We start from the raw sequence: 22,163 nt of genomic DNA, 5'->3' as shown, positions 1-22,163 counted from the left end.
ATCGTCTTTAGCTTTATTCCAATTTGAAAGATATAAATAAGTAACTCCTAAGACCATTTTATATTCATTATAAACCTACTAACGTAACAGTATTTGGGAACGTTAGTAGGTTTATTTATGTAAATGTTATAAATCCTTAAAATTTAAGCACACGTTAGCCGAATCAGGAAAGAGGATATACAACAATCATGCCATTTTCTTGACGTATTTTTTATGGTTCACTAATTCCTACTGCCAGCAACAGAAAATAAACAAATACTAACACGGCATCATTTAACAAGATGCCTGTAATAATAAACCATAGTTTTTTAGATAAGATAGCAAAGAGAATGCCTAGTACAGAAAGCACTGTAAACACATTTATACCCAAAATTAAGTTTGCGTTAGGTCCTCTGATGATAAAGAAAAAAATGATACTTATTGCTACTGTCAAAACTGATAAAACGCCTAATATATTTTTGTTCAAAAATGTAACCCCCTTTAAATCAATAAGCTTATTAATTAAGCAGGCTTGTGTGTGGAGCACCTTCATGCATAGTATTCAATTACTTATGATTTAAATGTAACATTATTTACTTAATATAAAGAATATTGGTTTTTATATTTACGTTGGTAACTACCCCAAACATCTAATATTTACAAGACGTGAGGAAGTCCAAAACCGCAATCAAAACTTGTTAGTTAAACATGCTAGATTCGAGTGCAAGTATAGATTATTCATATTTATATTCGCAATTTTTTTAGAAAATTTTATTCACCATTGTGAAATGCCATAATTTTATTTAATCAATGTTGCGACATCGTTTTCTATTTCAAAAACTAAAAAATCATGATCTTCTTCTACAACTTCTTTTTCATATCTAAACTCTTTGTCAATCAGCATTTCAAAATAATTTGTTTCAACATTAAGTTCAAAAACTGGACATTGGTCAAATCTGACATCGCCAATATATATTGCTCTAATTTTTTTCATTTATAACTCTCCCTCAATACAATTTCAGTATCTGATTCTACTATTCATGTATTCGATAAACACATGCACCAACAACTAACTATAATTTAGAACCACACCATGGACAGAATTCAATTGCTATACTTGAAGAACCGCCATCATGAATAATCAAACCGTATTCATTATCTTTATCCGAAAAAATGATTATTTTGTCAGGACAATCAAATGGATCAATATGCATATCACATTTGAAATTTGCATGGTAATCCATATACTCACAACAATGATGTTTCGTCATATTCAACCTCTTTTCCTAAAGTAAACGGACCCGATTTCGGCACACTTGGCGCCTTTATTGGATAGGTTCGTTTCAACACTTCACAGTTCCAATCATTGTCTATTTTAATCGAAACGTTGCATAAGTGCGACGTAATCCATGAAAAGTGTGTGACAGGTACCACAGCTAATTTTTATGCAAAAACTTTATAGTCTGTACGGATTCATTGAGATACATGGTATGATTTCTCTTGAAATCAATTTCAGAGGTGTTGAAGTATGGATTATGGTCCGATTGAAACAGAAAATCAGTATATTAAAAATATAAAATATGCTAATAAAGGTTGGTGATAATAAATGAAACATATATTTTTAGTTGAAGACGATTTGGAAATTGCGAAAAACCTCGCTTTTTTACTCCGCTCTGAAGGATTTACCATCACCCATGCTGCGACGCAAAAAGAAGCCATACTTATGCTTGCTGCGCAGAAATATGACTTGGCATTGCTTGATATTTCCCTTCCTGATGGCAACGGCTTTGCAGTCTGCACGGAAATCAAGCAAACTCAGAACATTCCAGTAATCTTTCTAACAGCTTCTGGCGATGAAGCCAGTGTCGTTACGGGGCTGAACATAGGGGCTGATGACTATGTGACTAAACCTTTTCGTCCACGCGAATTGATTGCTCGAATTGGAACAGCATTACGAAAAAACGGCCATTCTCCAGTTGTCTTTGAAATGGGGGACCTTCATGTTGATCCAACGACTGGCGTTGTCAAAAAGGATGGGCAAGAAGTTTTTCTTTCTGCGCTTGAATACCGATTACTATTAGTGTTTATAAATAACCCTAAAAGTATTATCACGCGCGACAGGCTATTGGACGAATTATGGGATGCATCGGGCGAGTTCGTAACGAACAATACCCTAACCGTCTATATAAAACGCCTAAGAGAAAAAATTGAGACAGATCCTGGCAACCCGCGATACATTTTAACGGTTCGTGGTACAGGATATCGCCTAGGAGCTAGCCATGTTGCGGAATAGGGAGATTCGGCAATTTACACTTTTATTTACCGGCATCACAATCATTACCGCCATTTTAGGTTTTACTATTCAGCCCATAGCTGGCCTATTAATTCTTTCTACTTGTGTTGCGTTTGGTACCTTATTTTTCCTATTTACAAAAGCGCATTATCAAAGGATTACACAAATTTCAGAGCAAATAAATTTAGTGCTGCATAATACAGATCATTTGTTTATTAGTAATGCAGAAGAAGGCGAACTGTCTATTTTACAAAATGAAATCACTAAAATGACGCTTCGCATACGAGAACAAAATGAAGCACTGAAAAAAGAGAAACTCTATCTAGCTGATTCACTAGCCGATATTGCACACCAACTCCGTACACCACTAACTTCAGCGAATTTGATTGTATCTTTACTGAAAAACAATCCAGAGGAACATGAGCGTAAAACGTTGCTATGGGATATACAAAAATTATTTGTACAAATGGATTGGCTATTAACCTCTCTGTTAAAATTATCACGTTTAGATGCAGATATTGTAAATTTCAAAATGAAACCATTGGATGTCATAACCTTAATAAAGGATTCGCTCCATCCATTTCTTATGTCGATGGATTTACATAATATTACACCTCAAGTGAATATAGCGGACAGACTAGTTATTCATGGAGATTTCGGTTGGCTTTCAGAGGCCATTCAAAACATTTTAAAAAATTGCATAGAGAGTATAGGCAATAACGGGACGATTCAAATAGTTTGTCAGGAAAATATACTGTATACAGAAATCACCTTGCATGATAGTGGACCAGGTTTTAAAAAAGAAGATGTGCCCTACTTATTTGAACGATTTTACCGTGGGAAAAATACGAGCACGACAGGATATGGCATTGGCCTAGCGCTTTGCAAAACCATTATTACGCGCCAAGGGGGAACTATTTGTGCCAAAAATCATCCGCAAGGTGGCGCAATTTTTTCTATTCGTTTCCCAAAGTGACGAATCTCTCACTTTAGAGTCACGAGGATGTAAGTTAAAAATTCTATTATAAGGGTACAGCACAAAAGGAGGCTCACATAATGGAGTTTTTAAAAATTGAAAACTTATGCAAAACATATGGGCAAGGTGAAAATCAAGTGACAGCATTGGACAATGTTTCACTTACGATAGAAAAAGGGGAATTTACTGCCATTATCGGTTCATCCGGCTCAGGTAAATCGACATTACTACATGCAATTGCTGGCGTAGATGTACCGACAAGCGGAAAAATTTACTTGAACGGACAAGATGTATATGCTCAAAATCATGAAAAACTGGCAATTTTCCGTCGTCGAGAAGTTGGTCTGATTTATCAATTTCATAACCTTATTCCTACATTAAATGTCGTAGAAAATATGACATTACCGATTTTGATGGATCGACGTAAAGTGAATGAAGAACGATTAATGGACTTATTAAACTTACTTGGCCTCGAAGACCGAAAAACCCATTTACCAAATCAACTATCAGGTGGTCAGCAGCAACGCGTTGCGATTGGACGTGCACTGATGAACGCGCCAGCCGTGATGTTAGCTGACGAACCTACAGGTAGTTTAGATAGCAAAAATGGGCATGAAATTATGCGTTTGTTAAAATCCAGCCACGAAAAATATCAGCAAACGCTGATTGTAGTCACGCACGATGAAAATATCGCCTTACAAGCGGATCGGATTATTTCCATGTCTGACGGCAAAGTTATTCGAGATGAGAAACGGGTGGCAAGATAATGAATATTTTCAATAAAGTCGCCTTGCAAAGTTTACTAAAAAACCGCACGCGAACGATTGTGACCATTATTGGCGTTATTTTATCTGCAGCGATGATTACAGGCGTTACGACCTTTGCGACCTCCCTACAAAACTATATGATTAATGGCTCGATAATAAAATATGGCGATTGGCACGTTGGATTTTCTGATGTTGACGCTACATTTATCGAACAACAAAATGAAGATAAACGAATAGCCAACACCATTACCTTTGAAAACATTGGTTATGCCAAACTGGAGGGAGGTAAAAACGTCAACAAGCCGTATCTCTTTATTGCTGGCTTTGACCAAGACACGTATGCCCATTTACCAATAACACTTACTTCTGGTCGATACCCTAAAAATAACACGGAAATTCTCATTCCTTCGCACCTTAAGGAAAATGGGGGCGTGACGATTTCTGTAGGTAATACCCTTGCATTGAATGTTGGAAGACGTATAAGCAATGATAAACAGCTCTCACAATATGACCCTTACCTTTCAACTAATCCAGAAAGCTTTGTAGCTGAGCGTCAGAAAAACTACACAGTCGTTGGGACATTCAAACGACCTGGATTCGAAGAGGTAAAGGCACCTGGTTATACATTAATTACAACAACTGATGCTATGAAAAAAGCGAGTAGCTTTAGTACCTTTATTAAAATGAAAAGTCCTCGTAAAGTACATGATTATGCAGATGAATTCGCAACGGAACATCAATTTGTTACAAATGACAACGTGTTACGATTTATGGGTCTGTCAAATGATAAACTATTTAATCGTCTACTCTACTCAATTGGTGGCATTTTAGTTGCCTTAATTATGCTCGGTTCAGTTTTCCTTATATACAATGCCTTTTCCATTTCGTTAAACGAACGTATGCGACAATATGGAATTTTGATGTCAGTAGGTGCAACGGCAAAACAATTGCGAAATTCTGTATTATTTGAAGGACTTTGTATTGGCGCTATTGGTATACCAATCGGTGTGCTAGTTGGCATCCCAAGTATCAAAGGTGTTCTTTCTCTTGTGTCGAAAAATTTCGAAAATATCGCCTATGATAATGTACCATTAACTTTGACCGTTTCGATACCTATCATAATCGTCACAGTCGTTATTAGTTTGATGACCATTTTAATTTCAGCTTATATCCCAGCACGCAAAGCTGCTAATACTCCAGTTATGGCTTGTATTCGTCAAACAAATGAAATTAAAGTGGAATCAAAAGCCATTAATACGCCTAAATGGATGGAGCGTATTTACGGCTTAGAACGCACACTTGCGCTTAAAAACTTTAAACGAAACAAAAGACGATATCGCAGTATCGTCCTATCACTTCTATTAAGTGTAGTTATGTTTGTATCGTCTAGCGCATTTAAAACAACGCTCCAACAGGCTGCAAAGTCATCCGTTGTCAATACGGATTACGATATTATGTTCTTTAGTGAGAACATGAAAGAAAACGATTCATTTCAGCTATTTGACAAACTACAAAATGTAGATGGGGTTTATAAAGGCTCTTATCAATCCATGATGGAATATACAAGTAAAATTAACTTACATGATTTCTCAGCAGACTACCGTCAAGCAGCAGGTTATGGTGAGCTCGATAAGACGATTGATGTACCGCTAGACATGCAGTTTTTAGAGGATAGTGTTTACCTAGATTTTATTAAAAGCTTAGGTTTAGATATAGCTGAATATACAGGGGAAAATGCGAAAGTCATTGCCGTTGCCAAAGTGAAAAATAAAACGGCTACTGCATCGGAAAAAGACAACATAATAGATATGTTTACAAAACAGTCGATGAATTTAGTTATTACACCAAACGTAAATACTAGCGCAATCTTAAATGAAGAGCGAAATGTAACGATTACATTTGTCGATACGTATCCTGTCGATCCATTACCAAAGTTACCGTCTGAAGTAAGACCGTACACGTTTATGATTGTTGCACCATATCAATTAATCGATACATGGGCACTAGCTGATGTTCCGATGGATTGGGGCTTAACGTTCCTATCAAAGGATGCATCGCAGTCAGTTGATGAACTGAAAAAAATAATCGAATCGGAAGAAACCTTATACGAATATTCGATATACAATGCCAATGAAATATTTGACCAGAACCGCAATATTATCTTCATCATTGATTTGTTCACCATTGTTTTCGTCATAATGATGTCACTTATTGCAATCGCCAATGTGTTTAACACCATTTCTACGAATATTCGATTACGTAGACGAGAGCTTGCAATGCTTCGCTCAGTTGGTATGTCCAATCGTGATTTCAATAAGATGATGCGCTTTGAATGTGTTCTTTATGGGTTCCAAACATTACTATTTGGACTCCCTATTTCAGGTATTTTAGCTTGGCTAATCTATAAAGGGATGTTTATCGGTGGAGCGGAAGTCGCATTCACATTCCCTTGGAGCAGTATGGGCATTAGTGTACTGGGGGTATTCCTTGTTATATTTATTACAACAATGTACGCACTTCGCATGATTAAAAAAGAAAATATCGTCGATGCACTGCGTGATGATATGAATTAATTTTTAAATGTAGCGAATAGCAATAGACCTAAACGGCAGTTTTGAATCTTTCAGAACCGCCGTTTTTACTTTGGAAATCCGACTCTGTAACAATTTGTTGTCTAATAGTAGGGGAGAGACTATGGTGAAAATGGCAATTGGCAACGATGAGAATGGTTGCACATAAACTATGGTTCCTATACTGCACAAAATTATGGCTATTCGTTCAAATATTCTACTGACATGGTCTCACACCCGTTGAAGTGAGCAAATTTTGTGAGACAATTGTTCAAAGCTGTACGCAATTGAGTTGTTTGCTTCACACCGTTCTCGTACCAGATGTTTTTAACAACGAGTGTGCCAGTTTTTCTCTCCGCGATAATCTCAACTCGTCCAATGAAGCGTTCGCCATATACGAGGGGGAGCACATAGTAGCCGAATTTTCGTTTGCTTACAGGTGTGTATATCTCCCACGTATAATCAAAGTTAAACAATGCGGTAATTAGTTTTCTGTCCCAAAGGAAATTATCGAGCGGCGCAATCAGCTCGCAACGCCATTTTGGTTCTGGATTTTGCAAAACCACTTCAATAAGCGGTAAATCCTCCGCAAGGCAATACAGCATATCCTTCATTTGATCCACAGTAACGGCAACAATACGATCTTCCTGCAATAGCTGGCTAAAAACCTCTTTGCGTTGTGCTGCTTTCAACCCCCAAATATTCAACCATGCATCTGACGCACGATTCCATAAGAGACCGACCGAGCCGATTCGACGTAGTACCCGCCACTTATAATGCGCAAGTTCATCAACTAGGGGCTCTGATGCAGTCAGCAGATTCGGCTGTATGTACTTCTTGGCTAAATCGTAATATTTACGGCTGCCCTTTTTATGATGGATAATCAACTCCCCCGTTGAATACATCTGTTCCAGTACTGAGCGAGATGGATTGTTTCCGCTACTCCAGTGAATGGCTGATTGCCAAGAGAAATCTCCATCCAATTTTAAATCATCTGAACTTAGTGCACCATGATTTTGGATATGAGCCCGTACTAGCGTTGTCAACGCTTCCATTTCGGGATAGCGTTTGGCATGTTGTCGGGCGGCTTCCCTATAGCGTTCAAAATACGGCCAGTCTTCAACAGGGATAATAGCGAGGTTCTTGTCGGGATAATCGACAAGGCTTCTTTCCTCATACAGCAAATCGGCGAGCATTCCTTTAGTAAATTCTTTGATTCGGGACTGCAACACCAATTCGGCATTCTTTCCGCAAACATCGATGGGGTCGTATTGAATACAACCAACTTGTCGAGTAAAGTCCAATACACCCCGTTTCCCGCTAAATTTATAGTCGTCCAAAAGTCCGTGTTTCAACAACAGAAATTGCCGTGCCTGGCGGTTTGTTAAGTGAATCATCTATGCACCTACTTCTAGTTTTAGTGTAATTCAGGAGAGTGGAGAACAAAAAACGAAACCGTGAAGTGAAATCTTTTTACGGATAGTCAGTGTAGCATGCTTCTTACAAAATAGCTTATTCTAATTTGGCATACTTGCAATGTTCCTTCTAGCTACTGCAAATGCCATTAAAACATCATCCCTAATACTTCCAAACTTCTCCTCTTAGCACCATTTCTGTTTTATTATACAGAATACAGTGAAAATAAACAAACATATGTTCCGTTTAGTGGATGAGTGAGAAAAGACCAAATAATGTACTATCCTTTTGTTTTTTACCATAGGAAATGTGATTTTATATATGGAATTCTAAAAAAGATAGATTTTTAATAGAGTAAATTGCTGTAAAAATCGTTTGTAAAAAATAAAAAATCAATATACAAAATTGCTGAAATATAAAGAAAAATCAATTATTTTATAAATAAATTAAAACTCTCATTGTTCAGTCTATTGTTTGATGTTACTTAATAAAGATTTTTGAGAACGAAATTGGGGATTTGGAAAAGGAAAATTTTAAAGGGGTGATTATGGAAAGTAATTATAAGATACATTCAATGCCTATAATGCTTGTCATTATCGTTAAATTCTAATATTAAAATATTAGAATTTTTTAGAGCTATAGCAGTTATCTCTTTTTTATTATGTGACTTCCACATTCTACTTAAAAAAAAGAATTGGATATAAAGTATATAGTTTTGAAATTTTATAAAAATCAGATTAAGGAGAAGTATGATATGTTCGATTTTTCATTAATTAATGTCATTGCTCATATCGTTTATGCTCCAATTGTTGTAATCATTCACGAATATGGACACGCAATTTTTGTTAAGCTATTCGGTGGGAAAATTAATTATATAGGTTTAGGCGCAGGTGATAAATTATTTCAATATAAAATATTTAGAATAGGAGAAATAGGATGGTGGTATACAGGTCGAATTTGTTATGAATTTGAAAATGAAATTAAAACGACAAAAAAAATTTTAATAAGTTTAGGGGGACCAGCTATTAATATAGTATCTGCAACTTTGGTTTGGATAGTTGGTAACGTAGAATGGGCTGACTGGTATAGGGGGTTTATTGTTGTATCATACTTAGTAGCAATTTTTTCTTTAATACCATATAAGTATAGAGAAGATGGATTGGAAAGTGATGGTCTAAAAATTATAAATCTTATTAAAAATAGTGTTAGGAAGTGATTTTGATGCAAGAATTACTGAGTTTAAACGGATATCAATATAAATTTGAGGAAGAAAAAAAGAATCTAAATATATTTTCAGAGTCTAAAGAGTTTAACATAATGGGAGATTCGACATTAGATATTCTGTTAGTGAAATTTATATAATCTAATTTTATAATGAATTATTTTCAAGAAATTATTGATTTTTCAAATTGTGTTTTACATAAAAAAGAAATATTTATAAGTATTCATAACATTTTAGAGATGGAGGTTATTATGAAAAGATGGATAGTAATTCTGATTTGTTTATTCATAAGTGGTTGTGCCGGTTTAGGAGATTATAGTATTAACTTATCTGGGAATTATTCACTTTTGCGAACTTCAAGTCATAATATTACGATTGCACCTAAAAGTCAGAATGGTGAAGGAATGTGGGATGAGAATGTTATTCCTGCAAAAGTTGTAGAAGTTGGTTGGAATAAAGATTACATAATTGCAAAACAGCAGGCTTACCCTAATGAAGAGTATTTTTACTGGATTTTAAATGTTAAAGATGAATATGTAGAAGGACCTTTTATTCTTAATGACTTTCAAAAAAAAATAAAAGAGTATGATATTACTAACTTAGAATTGAAATTGGTAGAAGATATACAATAATTAAATATAAACATGTATAATTGTTATCTTATTGTCCAGAAAGTTACATAAGTATTATGTGATAATGACAAACTTATTTACACAAAAGCATTCCACAAAAGTAAGCATCTAAACTTTTGTGGGGTGTTTTTTCCTTAAGCTGTGCAAAAAAACATTTTTCAATTGGATATACATCAATAAAAATCTAAGAAAAGAAACACACTATCCTAACGAGTCGAATAAGATGTTGCTGTAAGTAAGTCGGAGGTAGGTGTTTAAACTTGAAAAAATGGATGGTTGTATTTTGTTTAGGCAGTGTAATGGCTTTAGCAGGTTGTCAGGGTAAAATAAAGCATGAACAAATTGAAAAAGACGACGTGCAACAACCCGTTATGTACACGCAGGACAAGGGGCAGGAAGTAGGTCCTGTAGTGGTTGAAATTGTTAATCCACAATCTAAAGAAATCATCCACATCGTATCGCCCATAGAATTAGGCTTTGAAACAGACCCAGTCTTGTATAAAAAGAACATTGAACAATTGGCACAACAATTAGCGAGAGGCACAGAAACAAAAGTTGGTTTTGATAAGCGAATGATGCTTGATAAAGTCGATGACAATGGTCGGATTATAAAAGGTAATCCATTAGTTATTTTAAAAGAAAGTGAATTGGTAGAGAAAATTATGGCAGCATCAGCAACGGGTGGTACAGTAGAAATGCCGCTGTATATTACTGAAAGTGGCTATTATTTTGAAGACATACCCTATTTAGAAGATGTTGTAGTGGCTTCTTATACAACCTACTTCAATAGAGCGGATGCTGGAAGAAATAAAAATATTGAACTTTCAGCAAAAGCCATTCACAATGTGATTGTTGGTAGCGGAGATACTTTTTCGTTTAATACTGTTGTAGGCCCTAGAGATGAAGCGAATGGCTATCAGCCCGCACCTGAAATTATTAATAAAAAGCTTGTTATGGGGATTGGTGGGGGGATTTGCCAAACATCTTCAACATTGTTTAATGCAGTCGATCAACTCCCGATTAAATTTGTGGAGCGACACCATCATTCATTAGATGTAGGATATGTTCCAAAGGGCAGAGATGCAACGGTGTCCTATGGTGGCTTAGATTTTAGATTTCAAAACACCAGTGATGTACCATTTTTAATTAAGGCGGCCTATGGACAAGATTTTCTGACAGTGGAAATAAGGACAGCAAAAAAATACCAAGAAATTTTAACAAAGCTTCCCCCACAATAAGAAAGAAGTTGATGTAGGAATAATAATCAACTTCTCTTGTATTTTAAGACACTTATAAAGAGTGTCTTTTTTTTTTAGAGCCTAGGCAGTGGTGATAGATTTCATAAACCTTAAATAATAGTTAGTATTTCTGCAGGAGTAAATACTTTGTAATCGGGTTCTGCGGATTGGACAATCTCAATGGCATCATACCCCCAACCAACCCAAATAATTGGAATACCTACTTTTTTGCAGGCGACGATATCACGTTGCTCATCCCCAATATATAAAACATCGGATGTTTTTAAATTGGCTTGTTTTAAATATTTTTTATCACTTTATCTTTACCAAAAATACGGCTCGAACAAAGTACTTCGGACACATGGTCGATACCATTAGTTTGTAAAAACGCCAAAATATTATCTTTTGAATTGGAGGAAATAATGGCAATTGTATATCCTTTCTTATCAAGTTCCTGTATGACCTCTTTCATACCGTGAAATAAATGAACATCTTGTAATGATTGCTGATATAAACGATAAAATTGCGGGAGTATAGTAGGTAGTTTGTGTAACGGGAAGTTAAATAATTTACTTCGTTCAGCAATCGATAATTTTTTTAGTGCATCAATATCTTCTAACTGTACTTCTTTGAATGCATGTTTTTTAGCAATCGTATTCCATACAGATGCAAACACTGCCGTGGAATCCGCAAGTGTGCCATCAAAATCAAATATTATATGTTTCATTGTATTTTTCTCCTTAAAGGGTATTTGGCTTTACCATTCATAATACTTAAATCAATATAGTCATTCGTTCATGATGACATGAATGCGGAAAAAAAGAAATGAATTAGTATACTATCTGATTTTACATTATGAGAGGAAAGAATTATTTACCATTGCTTCTTCAGTATGAGGTAAATTACTGCACTTGGTCTAATACTTTTGTGATATATTGTTTGATTTGTTTCTTGCTATAACCTATTACATAAGCTTCCATTATCATGTTTTTTATAGAAAGTTCGAGATTATGTAATTGGTTTTCGTCTAACCGTCGATTTGAACGAGCGATAACTGTTGCTTTCAAGCGATTTTCCATCTTGATAATCGCTTTTTTCTCAAGTTCACGATAGCTTTTTGAAACAGTATGTATATTGATTCCAATATCTTGCGCCATATTTCTAATGGAAGGAAGCATTTCATTGTCCTGAATATGCCCTTTTGCAATCTGTTCAATTAATTGATTTCCGACTTGCTTATATAATAGCAATGGGCTATTTGTATCTATATGAATAGGTAGCATAGTATTCCCCCTAAAATAAATAAATTAGCTGAAATCGGCGTAATAGGAATTTCTTTTTGAGTTTGACTAATTTTCATTCTTATCCGGTGCACTTTCACGCGATTTTCTCCTTTTAACAATATTGGCAGTGAAATCAATGTAAAAATAATTATCTATAATGATAATATTATCATTATAGATAATATTGACTGTAGCATATCATTTAATAAAATAACAAGTGCAATTCCAAAAAATGTGTGTTAATGTTATCATTATTAGTAATGATAATGAATGTTGAGAGGAGCGTTTTTATTGAAACTTCACTATGGGTTAGATGAATTGAATGACATTGATTGGTTGGCTGTATTACAGGTTATATTGCCATTTATGATGGTTGGTTTCATCCTTATCCTTGTTGCATTAATTGATTTGTATCGACACCGAAATGCACGATCAAATGTTGTGTTGTGGACAATCATTATTTTATTTTTTAATACCATTGGTCCAATTTTATATTTTACTATTGGGCGAAAAGGAGCGAAACATCATGAAGTTAGAAATTAAAGGGGTGACTAAAACATTTAAGGCAAAGACAGCAGTCAATAATTTCTCGATGGTGGTTGAAACTGGACAATGTGTAGGGCTTATTGGACCTAACGGTGCTGGAAAGTCTACGTTAATCAAAATTATTGCAGATATTTTATATGCGGATAAAGGAGAAGTCCTACTAGATGGGAAAAAAATTTCAACCATGAAAAAAGAAATTGGTTACCTTCCACAATATCCTGATTTCTTTCATTGGATGACAGCTACAGAAACACTCTTTTTTATGGGACAGTTATCTGGCATAACAAAACAAGAGCTTACGGAGGAAGTGCCAGCTATTTTAACAAAAGTTGGACTTATAAATGAACAACATGAGAAAGTTCAAACATTTTCTGGGGGAATGAAGCAAAGGCTTGGCATTGCCCAAACACTGTTACATAAGCCATCTTTTATTGTCATGGATGAGCCTGTATCGGCATTAGATCCAATAGGCAGGAGAGAGGTTTTAAATTTAATACAAGAAATTAAACATGAAACGACTATCCTATTATCTACTCATATTTTAAGTGATGCAGAAGAAATATGTGAACGCTTTGTCATTATGAAAAAAGGTGAAAAAATTGAAGATACGACATTAGATAAATTAACTAACAATCATGATGCGGTTGTGCATCTTGAATTGGCATCACATAATATGCTTTGGGTGCAAATCATTGAAAAGCTCCCATATGTTAAAAATGTTGAAGTATTGGGTAAGAAGGCGAAGATTACCCTCGATAATATTCAGCAAAATAAAGATAGGTTGATTCGTGATGCGATGGACAACAACATGGATATCGTTAAATTTGAAGTTGGAAGCAGTGAGACATTAGAAGAAATCTTTTTAAAGATGGTGGTGAGTGTATGACATCTTTATTTATTTTAACGAGAAAAGAATATGTACAAATGTTTCGTGAGTTTAAGATACTTTGGTTACCTCTTGTTTTTATGTTTTTAGGCGCAACACAACCAGTTGTCACATACTATTTACCATCAATTTTAACAGCGCTTGGTGGAAATCAAGGTATTACCATCGACCCTGCAATGATGCAGCAGGATGGAGCACAAGTAATGGCGGCAACTCTAGGCTCCCAATTTGATCAGTTAGGCATTATGGTAATTGCTATTGCCATTATGGGCATTATTCAGTCAGATAAAGCGAATGGAATGCTTGATTTTATATTAACAAGGCCTGTAAAGGTAGGATCCTATATCGGTGGAAAACTTTTTTCTAATTTCTCATTTGTAGCACTTAGTGTGACATTTGGCTATTTTGTATCTTACGTTTATGTAAATTTCTTGTTTAGTAATATTCCATTTCTTACGATGATATTAGCGCTTGGATTTTACTTAGTATGGGTACTTTTTATGATTTCTTTTACTGCGATGGTCAGTACTATTTTTAATGGACAGGGCGTTATAGCTTTAATTAGTATTGTTTGCTTGCTACTGTTGAAAATCATTAGTGGTTTACATCCAATAATTGATTTAGTGAATCCTGCTGGCATGAGTCAACAAGCAATGATGGTATTAATAACGGGTTCAATGGATGCACAACTATATGGAAATATGGTGATAACGTTCATATGGATTACTTTAACTGTAACAATTTCGCACTATTGGATTTCGGAGAAGAAATACCATAAAAATTAATAAAGTATAATTTTTTGACAAAATCAGTTATCAGCATGCAGGCATGAAAAAATTTTAGGTGGATAATCTATTAAAATAATGTTATCGTATGAAGTAACTAAATAATATATCCTTCAGGGTAGGGTGAAATTCCCAATCGGCGGTGATGAAGTAATTCAAAGTCCGTGAGCGCAAGCTGATTTGGTGCAAATCCAAAACCGACAGTTACAGTCTGGATGGGAGAAGGGTGAAAGTATAAGCTTTTTAAATTCGTATGACTTTAAAAGGTCTATTTGGCTACGCTTATATAGCATACTACTTCCCATCGCTTCTGTTGGGAAGTTTTTTATTTAGGCAAAAATTGAATAAATATCTGTTCTTCGGGGTAGGGTGAAATTCCCAATCGGCGGTGATGAAGCAATTCAAAGTCCGTGAGCGCAAGCTGATTTGGTGCAAATCCAAAACCGACAGTGATAGTCTGGATGGGAGAAGAACAATGAGATGGCAGCCTGTGGAAAATTTTTGTATCCACTAGGTTTATTTCGTGACGTCTTATGTACAAGTACTCCCAAACCCCTTTTATATGAAAGGGGTTTTTTGTTTGTTTCGATTATAAAAAATGAAAGGGGAATTAAAATAATCACTATCAAAAGGTTTACGACATAGGGTTAAGAAAGTAGGTGGAAAATTGTTTACAGGTATTATTGAGGATATTGGTACAGTAAAAACCTTGCAAAGCGATAGGCGAAGTATGGAAATAACGGTGATTTCGCCCAAAATAGTGGCGGATGTGAAGCTTGGGGATAGTATAGCCGTAAATGGGGTTTGTTTGACAGTAACTCATTATAATGACCAAGAGCTAACAATGGATGTAATGCCTGAAACAGTGAAAGCGACGAATTTACAGCAACTAACTGTTGGAAATGCGGTCAATTTAGAGCGTGCAATGCCAGCCAATGGACGATTTGGTGGCCACTTTGTTTCAGGGCATGTAGATGGTGTAGGGAAAATTTTACGTAAACGTCCAATGGCAAATGCGGTCTATATTGAGATCGAACTTTCAGAAGACTTAACGAGCTATTGTATTCCTAAAGGTTCAATCACAATTGATGGAACGAGTTTAACGCTCTTTCATGTTGAAAAAAACAGTGTCACAGTATCACTTATTCCACACACATACAAAGAAACCGTACTAGGAATTAAAAATGTTGGGGCACTAGTCAATATCGAAACCGATTTAGTAGGCAAATACATTATTCACCAGCTAAAGGGTAGTCAGCAATCGTCGACTATTACAAAAGATTACTTAGCGAAGCATGGTTTTTAACCTGCTATAGAAAGAAAAAACATAATTTATAAAGTGATATCTATTAGGAGGTGGCAATGTTGCTACATTCAATTGAAGAAGCGATTGCCGATTTAAAACAGGGCAATATGATTGTTGTCGTGGATGATGAAGACCGTGAAAATGAAGGAGATTTACTGGCCCTTGCAGAGTTCATGACACCAGAAAAGATTAATTTTATGGCGAAATATGGTAGGGGGCTTATTTGTACACCCATTTCACAGCAGCTTGCACAAAAATTAGCGTTGCAGCCAATGGTCGTAGATAACACTGATAATCACCAAACAGCGTTTACTGTCAGTATTGATTATAAAGAGACAACAACAGGCATTAGTGCGTTTGAACGTGCTTTGACGATTCAAAAAATGCTAGCGTCACATGCACAAGCATCGGATTTCCGTAGACCTGGACATGTTTTTCCGCTAATAGCAAAAGACAATGGGGTATTAGAGCGTCGAGGGCATACGGAAGCTACTATCGATTTGGCTAAACTTTGCAACAGTGTACAAGCTGGCGTGATATGTGAAATTATGGGCGATGATGGGGAAATGTTACGCTTTGATGATTTAGTGAAATATGCAAAAAAACATAAATTAAAAATGATTTCGATTGACGCTTTAGCAACATACCGTCGTCAACATATGCAAATAGAAAATTCACTTACTATGTAAAAGAGGAGAATGAAATGATGGGCAAAACATTTGAAGCACAATTAATTGGCAATGATTTAAGAATAGCGGTGGTCGTTGGTCGTTTTAATGAATTTATAACAAGTAAATTATTAAGTGGTGCATTAGATGGGCTAAAGCGTCATGGTGTAGACGATGATTTAATAGATGTTGCGTGGGTACCAGGTGCATTTGAAGTACCGTTTATCGCAAAGCAACTAGCTGAAACGAAAAAATATGATGCCATTATAGGTCTAGGTACAGTTATTCGTGGCTCTACAACGCATTATGATTATGTATGTAACGAATCAGCTAAAGGCATTGCAAACGTATCGCTTTCGACAAATGTACCAGTGATTTTTGGTATTGTCACAACTGAAAATATTGAACAAGCGATTGAACGTGCTGGAACAAAGTCTGGCAATAAAGGTTATGATGCAGCGATGTCTGCAATTGAAATGGCTAATTTACAAAAAATGATTGGCTAAAAGGATGCATGGTCGTAAAATTTATTGCATAATTTTTTGGACATTGGGAAATATATGTTTATAAGTATTTTAGTAAAATAATTTGTTTGAATTTGGTTCAGTAGGAGATGAGGAATATTCAATCAATAGAACAAGAAATCGAATTGAAAATGTTGAAAGAATTATTTCAACGCTCTGCTGACGTAATTTTTCAATCCTTTACCTTTCAACAACAGCATGTTTATTTTATTACATGTGAGTCGATGGTCGATCAGTTTTTATTGAATAAGGTCATTATCGATCGAGTTCAATCTTTGTTTGAAGACAGCTCTGTAAACTTATTAGAGGAAAAAATAAAAAACGATTTACACATTCCTAATCTTCAAAAAGTAACCAATTTAGATGATGCTATTACGCGTGTATATTCAGGGTTTGTTTTGCTTTACTTTGAAGGGGAAAAAATTTTATTTTCAAGTAAAATTACAAAAAAACCAAATCGAAATCCTGAAGAAACAAAGCAAGAACTAGTGGTAAAAGGGCCGAGAGATGATTTTATAGAAGATGTTTTTATTAATGTGGCCTTAATTCGTAAGCGATTGCCTACAAATTCTTTATGCGTGGAAACAGTGGAAGTCGGAAAGCGCTCTAAAACGACAGTGGCTGTCCTATACATGGGTGATATAACGGACAAAAATATGGTCACGGAACTAAAAAAGCAATTAAGGAAAATTAATACAGATGTTGTCTTTAGTGGCGATATAATGATGGAAAGTGTGGAAAAAACCGCGAAAATTTTACCGCGACATGATTATACAGGGCGACCAGATTTCGCAATACAAGCGCTAGTCAGAGGACGAATACTTCTTTTTGTCGATGGCGTATCTTACGCAATTATTACGCCGCCTAATATGTTTCTACTTTTTAAATCAGGTGAGGATAATGATTATCCATCTATGGTCGGTACATTAGAGCGTCTGTTACGAATCGTAGGGATATTAATAAGTATGCTTTTACCCGGTTTTTGGCTAGCATTAACGACTTATCATCAAGAGCAGATGCCAATATTACTGTTAGCGACGGTTGTCCAATCACGTACTGGCTTGCCTTTTCCAACGATATTGGAGATATTGCTAATGTTATTTATGTTTGAAATATTTCGCGAAGCAAATCTACGCTTACCGTCTATTTTGAGTGGAACAATGAGTGTTGTAGGTGGACTAATCATCGGAGATGCGGCAATCAAGGCAGGCATAACGAGTCCTTCCATGATCGTGGTGATTGCCATCTCAAGTATTGCCGCCTATACTCTTGTCAATCAATCGTTTGTAACTGCAATGAGTATTTTTAGGTTATTTGTTATCTCAATGGCCGCTTTCTTTGGATTATTTGGTTTCTTTTTGTCCTTGTTTTTCATTCTTATTTACTTTGCCAATATCCGTGTATTAAGCGTTCCGTACTTAAATATTGGTGCCAATTTAAACTGGTCCGATACCAAGAAAACATTAATACGTCTATCGCCAAAAGGATATAGTAAACGACCAAAATTTCTACATCCTCAAGATGAGACGAGGTCATCGGGCAAAAATTAGATGTCTTTCAGTAGCACGACAATTACATCTATCACATGTGCTACTTGCAATCGTATTGACCGATTATGTTAAAGTTATTTTTAAGCTTTACTTGTAAAAACCTATGGATTGGACAAAATACAAAGTGAAGAGTATAGATTAGATTTTCCATTCTATATTTTTCAAGACCAATCATAAGGGGTGGATAGTTATGCCGAATGTCCAAGTTAGCTGTGCAGTATCAAATTGTGTTTTCCATGCCAAAGGTAATTATTGCGGAGCTGAAAAAATTGCAATCGACATGGATAAACGTAATACGAACAAACGTGATGCGGAGTTTGCTTCTGACTTTGAAATGCATACAATGTCAGAAGAGGCAGCAGCCATTCAATCATCCGATACGTGTTGTAAAACATTCAAATCAAAAGAAAAAAACTTTAGCTAATGGGTATCGTTTGTTTTGGACAATGTAAATAAAGACAATATCTTTATTTCACCAAAATAATTTATCTGTACCTTTTACTACTGATTTGGTCACGTTAAAGGTTGTCTTCCTATAGGAAGGCAACTTTTTTTATACCCTTGACCTTCCAGTTACTTGAAGGATTACGATGATACTGAAGATTGAATAGCTGTATGGGAGGGATTTCAATGAATAAATATCAAGAATTAATCGTATCTGTAGTAGCTTTAAGAGGCGATGCTTATGAAATAGGTTTTCAACAAAGTAACGAAATAAAAACAAATGCACATTTAGCGCAAAATGAACAACTGTTAGCTTTATCTGCTACTTGTAATACACAGCGGGTACAAGAGCTGTTGCGACATGTTTCGCCCAATCTTTTGCAAGAGATGAAGGGATTAGCGTTTGGCTTAAAACAGCCGTATGAAACCATTATAAAAATGTATAGCGGTTATAATATAATATTTCCAAATATGGGATGTACCTCGGTTGTACACAATGGGAAGTATGTAAGAAATTATGATTTTAGTCCAGTTATGTATGATGCAAGACTCGTTTTTTCTAAACCGTCTAAAGGGTATGCCAGTGTAGGTTTTAGCCAGCAAATTATTGGTAGGTTAGATGGAATGAATGAAAAAGGGCTTGTAGTAGGGCTGCATTTTGTCAATAATGATTGGAAAGGAGATGGCTTTTTGGCGACTACAATCGTTAAAATAGTGCTTGAACAGTGTGAAAATATTGAAGAGGCTATTGCACTTTTAAATAAAATTCCACATCGCTATTGCTACAATTACTCCATGACAGATCAAAGTGGAAAAGCAGTTGTGGTGGAGGCTACACCAATAGAGCGGGTAGTTTCTGCTGAACATCCGCTTATATGCACAAATCATTTTGAGTCTCAACAATTGGCAGGGAAAAACAAAGCTTGCATTGAGGGTTCAAAACAACGAAAAAGCTTTATAAATCGCTATGTAGTAGATGCGCGTACGACCATGTCTGTCTATCACCATTTCAATAATGGAGATTCTCCGTTATTTTTTAAACAATATCAAGAATATTTTGGTACTCTCCATACTGTTATATACTCACCGAAGCAATTAGAGGTAGTTGTTGGAATAGGTGAAAATTGTGAGCCGCAATCATTTTCTCTCCAACAATTTATCGAAGGTAAACTTATTTTTCCGATAACCATTAAAGGAAACATAATTCAGGCTATCTAATTTGTTAGGCTTGGTTTATAATTTAATAGAATAAATAGGGGAATGGCGTAACATTTGTTGGGCTATTCTCCTTTCGTTTTGTAGCTATTTCGCTTTTCGAAAGAAAAATAAATTATTCCATTTTTGCATAACAATTACTAAGTTTTAAAAATAAACTTGGATAAAAGTATTGTTTTCAACGTACTTTAAAAAATATACATGAAAAAACGAAAATTACTATAGTATAATATTATTGTTATTAATATAAATATTAATTTGTTCTAGGAGTAATTACACATCGTTAAATAATGAATACAATAGATGAGGAAGTACCAGTTTGTATGAAAAATCGTAAAATTAAACTAATATTAGTATTAGCGACAGTCTTATTGTCATTGTTCACAAGTTTAAATGTGCTCACTTCATATGTGAAAATGAAAAAGACGGTGGAAGAATCTATCGCTAACCAAAGCTTAGAAGCGGCTATTTCCATCGCATCATCAATTGATGTTAAGTTGTATCAAAAATTTGCAAATAATCCTGTGAAAAATGCAACTTATTGGGAAATAAGAAAATACTTAAATGATGCACGAGAAAAAATAGGGGCCTTAAATGTCTATACGTTAGAAATTGATAATCCTAAAGTATCAAAAACGATGATTGCCGGTGTTCCTAATCATCTCACAGTAGGCTTTGATATTGGACAAATTTGTACTGTTCCAGAAAAGCAAATCAAACTAGCTTATCAAGGGTTGACATATGTTACGAATGTCATTAATGACCCTCAACACGGAGATTATCTTTCTGTAGGCGCTCCTATTAAGAATGAAGAAGGTCACGTTATTGGCTATCTCGGGATTGATATAAGCGCAGACAAACTTAATGGTATCAAAGGAAAAGTATTAGAAAATAATTTATTCTTGTTTATTTATAATGGAATATTTATAGTAATCGTTATTGCATCGTTTTTCTTTTTACAGAGATGGTATCAAAAAGAAGTGACAAAAGAAGTAGAGGTAACAGAAGATACCTACCAAACTGAAATAAAAGCGTTAATTACCTCTGTATCGTCCTTAAGACATGACTTTACCAACCATATTCAAGTGTTGCATGGGCTTTTACAATTGGGAGAGCCAGATCAAGCGAAACAGTATTTATCATCATTATCTAAAGAGGTACAGGAAATAAAGTCATTGAAATTAAATATTAACCATCCAGGGCTGTCAATTTTATTGCAAACAAAAAAGTTAGCTGCTCAAAATCATAATATTGAGATGGATATATCGGTTTCACAGGATACTTTCGATAAAATAAAAACAACTGATATCATTAAATTATTATCAAATTTAATTGATAATGCGATTGATGCGACAACTGAATTGCCTGAAAGTGAACGCAAAATGAAAATTTGTTGTCATGCGGATGAAATGAAGTATGTATTTGAAATTGTTAATACAGGACCAACAATTCCAGACCCTGATCAAATCTTTAAGCAAGGGTTTACAACGAAAAAAGCTGAACTAGGGAAAATTAGAGGCCAAGGCTTGTTTATTGTGAAAGAAGTTGTGAAAAAATACAACGGCACTATTTCTATCCAATCTACTGCGGAATTTGAAACAACAGCGATTGTCATTATTCCTTTAAAGTAAATGGGCAGATGTACTTGACTGATAGTATTAAAATTTTTCTGATGTGGTTTGTCTATAGGGTTGTTTGTTAGCATTTTTTCCTTCACGGCTAATTTTCGCGTGAAGCAAAGTCATTTTAACAGGATAGAATAATAGCTTAAGCTTCCTACATATATAGAGTAGGAGGCTTTTGTTGCTAAGAAAATCCGGCTGTTTTGCATAGCATGTATGAGCTAATATCAATCATACATTA

Annotated in this window: 22 protein-coding genes, 1 pseudogene and 2 riboswitches; of the genes and pseudogenes, 17 read left to right on the top strand and 6 right to left on the bottom strand. The window is 35.2% G+C overall.

The window, feature by feature from the left end; genetic code table 11:
- Nucleotides 1-211: 211 nt before the first annotated feature.
- From FC748_RS09540 to FC748_RS09530, 3 genes are all read right to left on the bottom strand, one after another.
- Nucleotides 212-466, bottom strand: coding sequence for a hypothetical protein (locus tag FC748_RS09540; protein ID WP_238600183.1), 255 nt, complete (start codon nucleotides 464-466; stop codon nucleotides 212-214).
- A gap of 312 nt (nucleotides 467-778) precedes the next feature.
- Nucleotides 779-973 (bottom strand): hypothetical protein, encoded by a 195-nt coding sequence (locus FC748_RS09535; RefSeq protein ID WP_108030453.1) that lies wholly within the window; start codon nucleotides 971-973, stop codon nucleotides 779-781.
- Between the two features lie 79 nt (nucleotides 974-1,052).
- Entirely contained in the window at nucleotides 1,053-1,250 is a 198-nt protein-coding gene (locus FC748_RS09530; protein WP_108030454.1) for a DUF6980 family protein, read from the bottom strand.
- 335 nt (nucleotides 1,251-1,585) lie between these two features.
- Between FC748_RS09530 and FC748_RS09525 the strand changes: the two genes are divergently transcribed.
- The 4 genes from FC748_RS09525 (at nucleotide 1,586) to FC748_RS09510 (ending at nucleotide 6,588) form a co-directional block, all read left to right on the top strand.
- Nucleotides 1,586-2,272, top strand: coding sequence for a response regulator transcription factor (locus tag FC748_RS09525; protein ID WP_108030455.1), 687 nt, complete (start codon nucleotides 1,586-1,588; stop codon nucleotides 2,270-2,272).
- Nucleotides 2,259-3,248, top strand: coding sequence for a sensor histidine kinase (locus tag FC748_RS09520; protein WP_108030456.1), 990 nt, complete (start codon nucleotides 2,259-2,261; stop codon nucleotides 3,246-3,248). Before FC748_RS09525 ends, FC748_RS09520 begins: the two co-directional genes overlap by 14 nt.
- An 80-nt stretch (nucleotides 3,249-3,328) precedes the next feature.
- Nucleotides 3,329-4,015 (top strand): ABC transporter ATP-binding protein, encoded by a 687-nt coding sequence (locus FC748_RS09515; protein WP_108030457.1) that lies wholly within the window; start codon nucleotides 3,329-3,331, stop codon nucleotides 4,013-4,015.
- Nucleotides 4,015-6,588, top strand: coding sequence for an ABC transporter permease (locus FC748_RS09510; protein WP_108030458.1), 2,574 nt, complete (start codon nucleotides 4,015-4,017; stop codon nucleotides 6,586-6,588). Before FC748_RS09515 ends, FC748_RS09510 begins: the two co-directional genes overlap by 1 nt.
- A gap of 197 nt (nucleotides 6,589-6,785) precedes the next feature.
- Here the strand turns inward: FC748_RS09510 and FC748_RS09505 are convergent, their stop codons facing one another.
- Nucleotides 6,786-7,982, bottom strand: a complete 1,197-nt coding sequence (locus FC748_RS09505; RefSeq protein ID WP_108030459.1) for a winged helix-turn-helix domain-containing protein — start codon at nucleotides 7,980-7,982, stop codon at nucleotides 6,786-6,788.
- A gap of 773 nt (nucleotides 7,983-8,755) precedes the next feature.
- Between FC748_RS09505 and FC748_RS09500 the strand changes: the two genes are divergently transcribed.
- The 3 genes from FC748_RS09500 to FC748_RS09490 all read left to right on the top strand — a co-directional run bounded on the left by FC748_RS09500 (nucleotide 8,756) and on the right by FC748_RS09490 (nucleotide 11,093).
- The gene (locus tag FC748_RS09500) at nucleotides 8,756-9,217 is read left to right on the top strand and encodes a site-2 protease family protein (protein WP_108030460.1); all 462 of its coding nucleotides are present in this window, start codon (nucleotides 8,756-8,758) and stop codon (nucleotides 9,215-9,217) included.
- A 257-nt stretch (nucleotides 9,218-9,474) separates the two neighbouring features.
- Entirely contained in the window at nucleotides 9,475-9,855 is a 381-nt protein-coding gene (locus FC748_RS09495; RefSeq protein ID WP_167492664.1) for a DUF3997 domain-containing protein, read from the top strand.
- 272 nt (nucleotides 9,856-10,127) lie between these two features.
- A complete protein-coding gene (locus FC748_RS09490; RefSeq protein ID WP_108030589.1) occupies nucleotides 10,128-11,093 on the top strand; it encodes a VanW family protein in 966 nt (321 codons plus the stop codon).
- Between the two features lie 110 nt (nucleotides 11,094-11,203).
- On the opposite strand, the pseudogene FC748_RS09485 reads toward FC748_RS09490, so the two are convergent.
- Nucleotides 11,204-11,820 (bottom strand): annotated as a pseudogene (locus FC748_RS09485) (HAD-IA family hydrolase).
- 175 nt (nucleotides 11,821-11,995) lie between these two features.
- The gene (locus tag FC748_RS09480; RefSeq protein WP_024363331.1) at nucleotides 11,996-12,376 is read right to left on the bottom strand and encodes a GntR family transcriptional regulator; all 381 of its coding nucleotides are present in this window, start codon (nucleotides 12,374-12,376) and stop codon (nucleotides 11,996-11,998) included.
- 291 nt (nucleotides 12,377-12,667) lie between these two features.
- Here FC748_RS09480 and FC748_RS09475 point away from each other — a divergent pair, with 291 nt between their 5' ends.
- From FC748_RS09475 to FC748_RS09430, 10 genes are all read left to right on the top strand, one after another.
- On the top strand, nucleotides 12,668-12,919 hold the full coding sequence (locus tag FC748_RS09475) for a PLD nuclease N-terminal domain-containing protein (RefSeq protein ID WP_024363332.1): 252 nt from the start codon (nucleotides 12,668-12,670) through the stop codon (nucleotides 12,917-12,919).
- A complete protein-coding gene (locus FC748_RS09470) occupies nucleotides 12,903-13,808 on the top strand; it encodes an ABC transporter ATP-binding protein (RefSeq protein WP_108030462.1) in 906 nt (301 codons plus the stop codon). The genes FC748_RS09475 and FC748_RS09470 overlap by 17 nt, the downstream gene beginning before the upstream one ends.
- On the top strand, nucleotides 13,805-14,593 hold the full coding sequence (locus FC748_RS09465; RefSeq protein WP_108030463.1) for an ABC transporter permease: 789 nt from the start codon (nucleotides 13,805-13,807) through the stop codon (nucleotides 14,591-14,593). Before FC748_RS09470 ends, FC748_RS09465 begins: the two co-directional genes overlap by 4 nt.
- 105 nt (nucleotides 14,594-14,698) lie before the next feature.
- Nucleotides 14,699-14,824, top strand: a riboswitch (FMN riboswitch).
- Nucleotides 14,825-14,944: 120 nt separating this feature from the next.
- Nucleotides 14,945-15,070, top strand: a riboswitch (FMN riboswitch).
- A gap of 190 nt (nucleotides 15,071-15,260) precedes the next feature.
- Nucleotides 15,261-15,899 carry a riboflavin synthase gene (gene ribE, locus FC748_RS09460; RefSeq protein ID WP_024363335.1) on the top strand — a complete coding sequence of 213 codons (639 nt, stop codon included), beginning with the start codon at nucleotides 15,261-15,263 and terminating at the stop codon, nucleotides 15,897-15,899.
- 59 nt (nucleotides 15,900-15,958) lie between these two features.
- Nucleotides 15,959-16,588: a 3,4-dihydroxy-2-butanone-4-phosphate synthase gene (ribB, locus tag FC748_RS09455; protein ID WP_108030590.1), complete on the top strand. Its 630-nt coding sequence runs from the start codon at nucleotides 15,959-15,961 to the stop codon at nucleotides 16,586-16,588.
- A 17-nt stretch (nucleotides 16,589-16,605) separates the two neighbouring features.
- A complete protein-coding gene (gene ribH, locus FC748_RS09450; protein WP_024363337.1) occupies nucleotides 16,606-17,073 on the top strand; it encodes a 6,7-dimethyl-8-ribityllumazine synthase in 468 nt (155 codons plus the stop codon).
- Between the two features lie 107 nt (nucleotides 17,074-17,180).
- Nucleotides 17,181-18,641: a spore germination protein gene (locus FC748_RS09445; RefSeq protein ID WP_108030464.1), complete on the top strand. Its 1,461-nt coding sequence runs from the start codon at nucleotides 17,181-17,183 to the stop codon at nucleotides 18,639-18,641.
- A gap of 190 nt (nucleotides 18,642-18,831) precedes the next feature.
- Complete coding sequence (locus FC748_RS09440) at nucleotides 18,832-19,065, top strand: DUF1540 domain-containing protein (protein ID WP_025219139.1); 234 nt, start codon at nucleotides 18,832-18,834, stop codon at nucleotides 19,063-19,065.
- Between the two features lie 206 nt (nucleotides 19,066-19,271).
- Complete coding sequence (locus tag FC748_RS09435) at nucleotides 19,272-20,303, top strand: choloylglycine hydrolase family protein (protein WP_024363340.1); 1,032 nt, start codon at nucleotides 19,272-19,274, stop codon at nucleotides 20,301-20,303.
- Nucleotides 20,304-20,623: 320 nt separating this feature from the next.
- On the top strand, nucleotides 20,624-21,931 hold the full coding sequence (locus tag FC748_RS09430; protein WP_108030591.1) for a sensor histidine kinase: 1,308 nt from the start codon (nucleotides 20,624-20,626) through the stop codon (nucleotides 21,929-21,931).
- Nucleotides 21,932-22,163 lie beyond the last annotated feature (232 nt).

Origin of the sequence: Lysinibacillus sphaericus, assembly GCF_005217585.1 — a bacterium.
GTDB classification, from domain to species: Bacteria; Bacillota; Bacilli; order Bacillales_A; family Planococcaceae; genus Lysinibacillus; species Lysinibacillus sphaericus.
This window is presented reverse-complemented; position numbering and strand designations above follow the sequence as displayed.

Coding starts and splice junctions, on each gene's coding strand:
- FC748_RS09505 (WP_108030459.1), bottom strand. CDS start 7,982: ATGATTCACTTAACAAACCGCCAGGCACGGCAATTTCTGTTGTTGAAA.
- ribH (WP_024363337.1), top strand. CDS start 16,606: ATGGGCAAAACATTTGAAGCACAATTAATTGGCAATGATTTAAGAATA.
- FC748_RS09510 (WP_108030458.1), top strand. CDS start 4,015: ATGAATATTTTCAATAAAGTCGCCTTGCAAAGTTTACTAAAAAACCGC.
- FC748_RS09430 (WP_108030591.1), top strand. CDS start 20,624: ATGAAAAATCGTAAAATTAAACTAATATTAGTATTAGCGACAGTCTTA.
- FC748_RS09490 (WP_108030589.1), top strand. CDS start 10,128: ATGGTTGTATTTTGTTTAGGCAGTGTAATGGCTTTAGCAGGTTGTCAG.
- FC748_RS09535 (WP_108030453.1), bottom strand. CDS start 973: ATGAAAAAAATTAGAGCAATATATATTGGCGATGTCAGATTTGACCAA.
- FC748_RS09440 (WP_025219139.1), top strand. CDS start 18,832: ATGCCGAATGTCCAAGTTAGCTGTGCAGTATCAAATTGTGTTTTCCAT.
- FC748_RS09500 (WP_108030460.1), top strand. CDS start 8,756: ATGTTCGATTTTTCATTAATTAATGTCATTGCTCATATCGTTTATGCT.
- FC748_RS09515 (WP_108030457.1), top strand. CDS start 3,329: ATGGAGTTTTTAAAAATTGAAAACTTATGCAAAACATATGGGCAAGGT.
- FC748_RS09520 (WP_108030456.1), top strand. CDS start 2,259: ATGTTGCGGAATAGGGAGATTCGGCAATTTACACTTTTATTTACCGGC.
- FC748_RS09435 (WP_024363340.1), top strand. CDS start 19,272: ATGAATAAATATCAAGAATTAATCGTATCTGTAGTAGCTTTAAGAGGC.
- FC748_RS09465 (WP_108030463.1), top strand. CDS start 13,805: ATGACATCTTTATTTATTTTAACGAGAAAAGAATATGTACAAATGTTT.
- FC748_RS09525 (WP_108030455.1), top strand. CDS start 1,586: ATGAAACATATATTTTTAGTTGAAGACGATTTGGAAATTGCGAAAAAC.
- FC748_RS09445 (WP_108030464.1), top strand. CDS start 17,181: ATGAGGAATATTCAATCAATAGAACAAGAAATCGAATTGAAAATGTTG.
- FC748_RS09530 (WP_108030454.1), bottom strand. CDS start 1,250: ATGACGAAACATCATTGTTGTGAGTATATGGATTACCATGCAAATTTC.
- FC748_RS09470 (WP_108030462.1), top strand. CDS start 12,903: ATGAAGTTAGAAATTAAAGGGGTGACTAAAACATTTAAGGCAAAGACA.
- FC748_RS09495 (WP_167492664.1), top strand. CDS start 9,475: ATGAAAAGATGGATAGTAATTCTGATTTGTTTATTCATAAGTGGTTGT.
- FC748_RS09480 (WP_024363331.1), bottom strand. CDS start 12,376: ATGCTACCTATTCATATAGATACAAATAGCCCATTGCTATTATATAAG.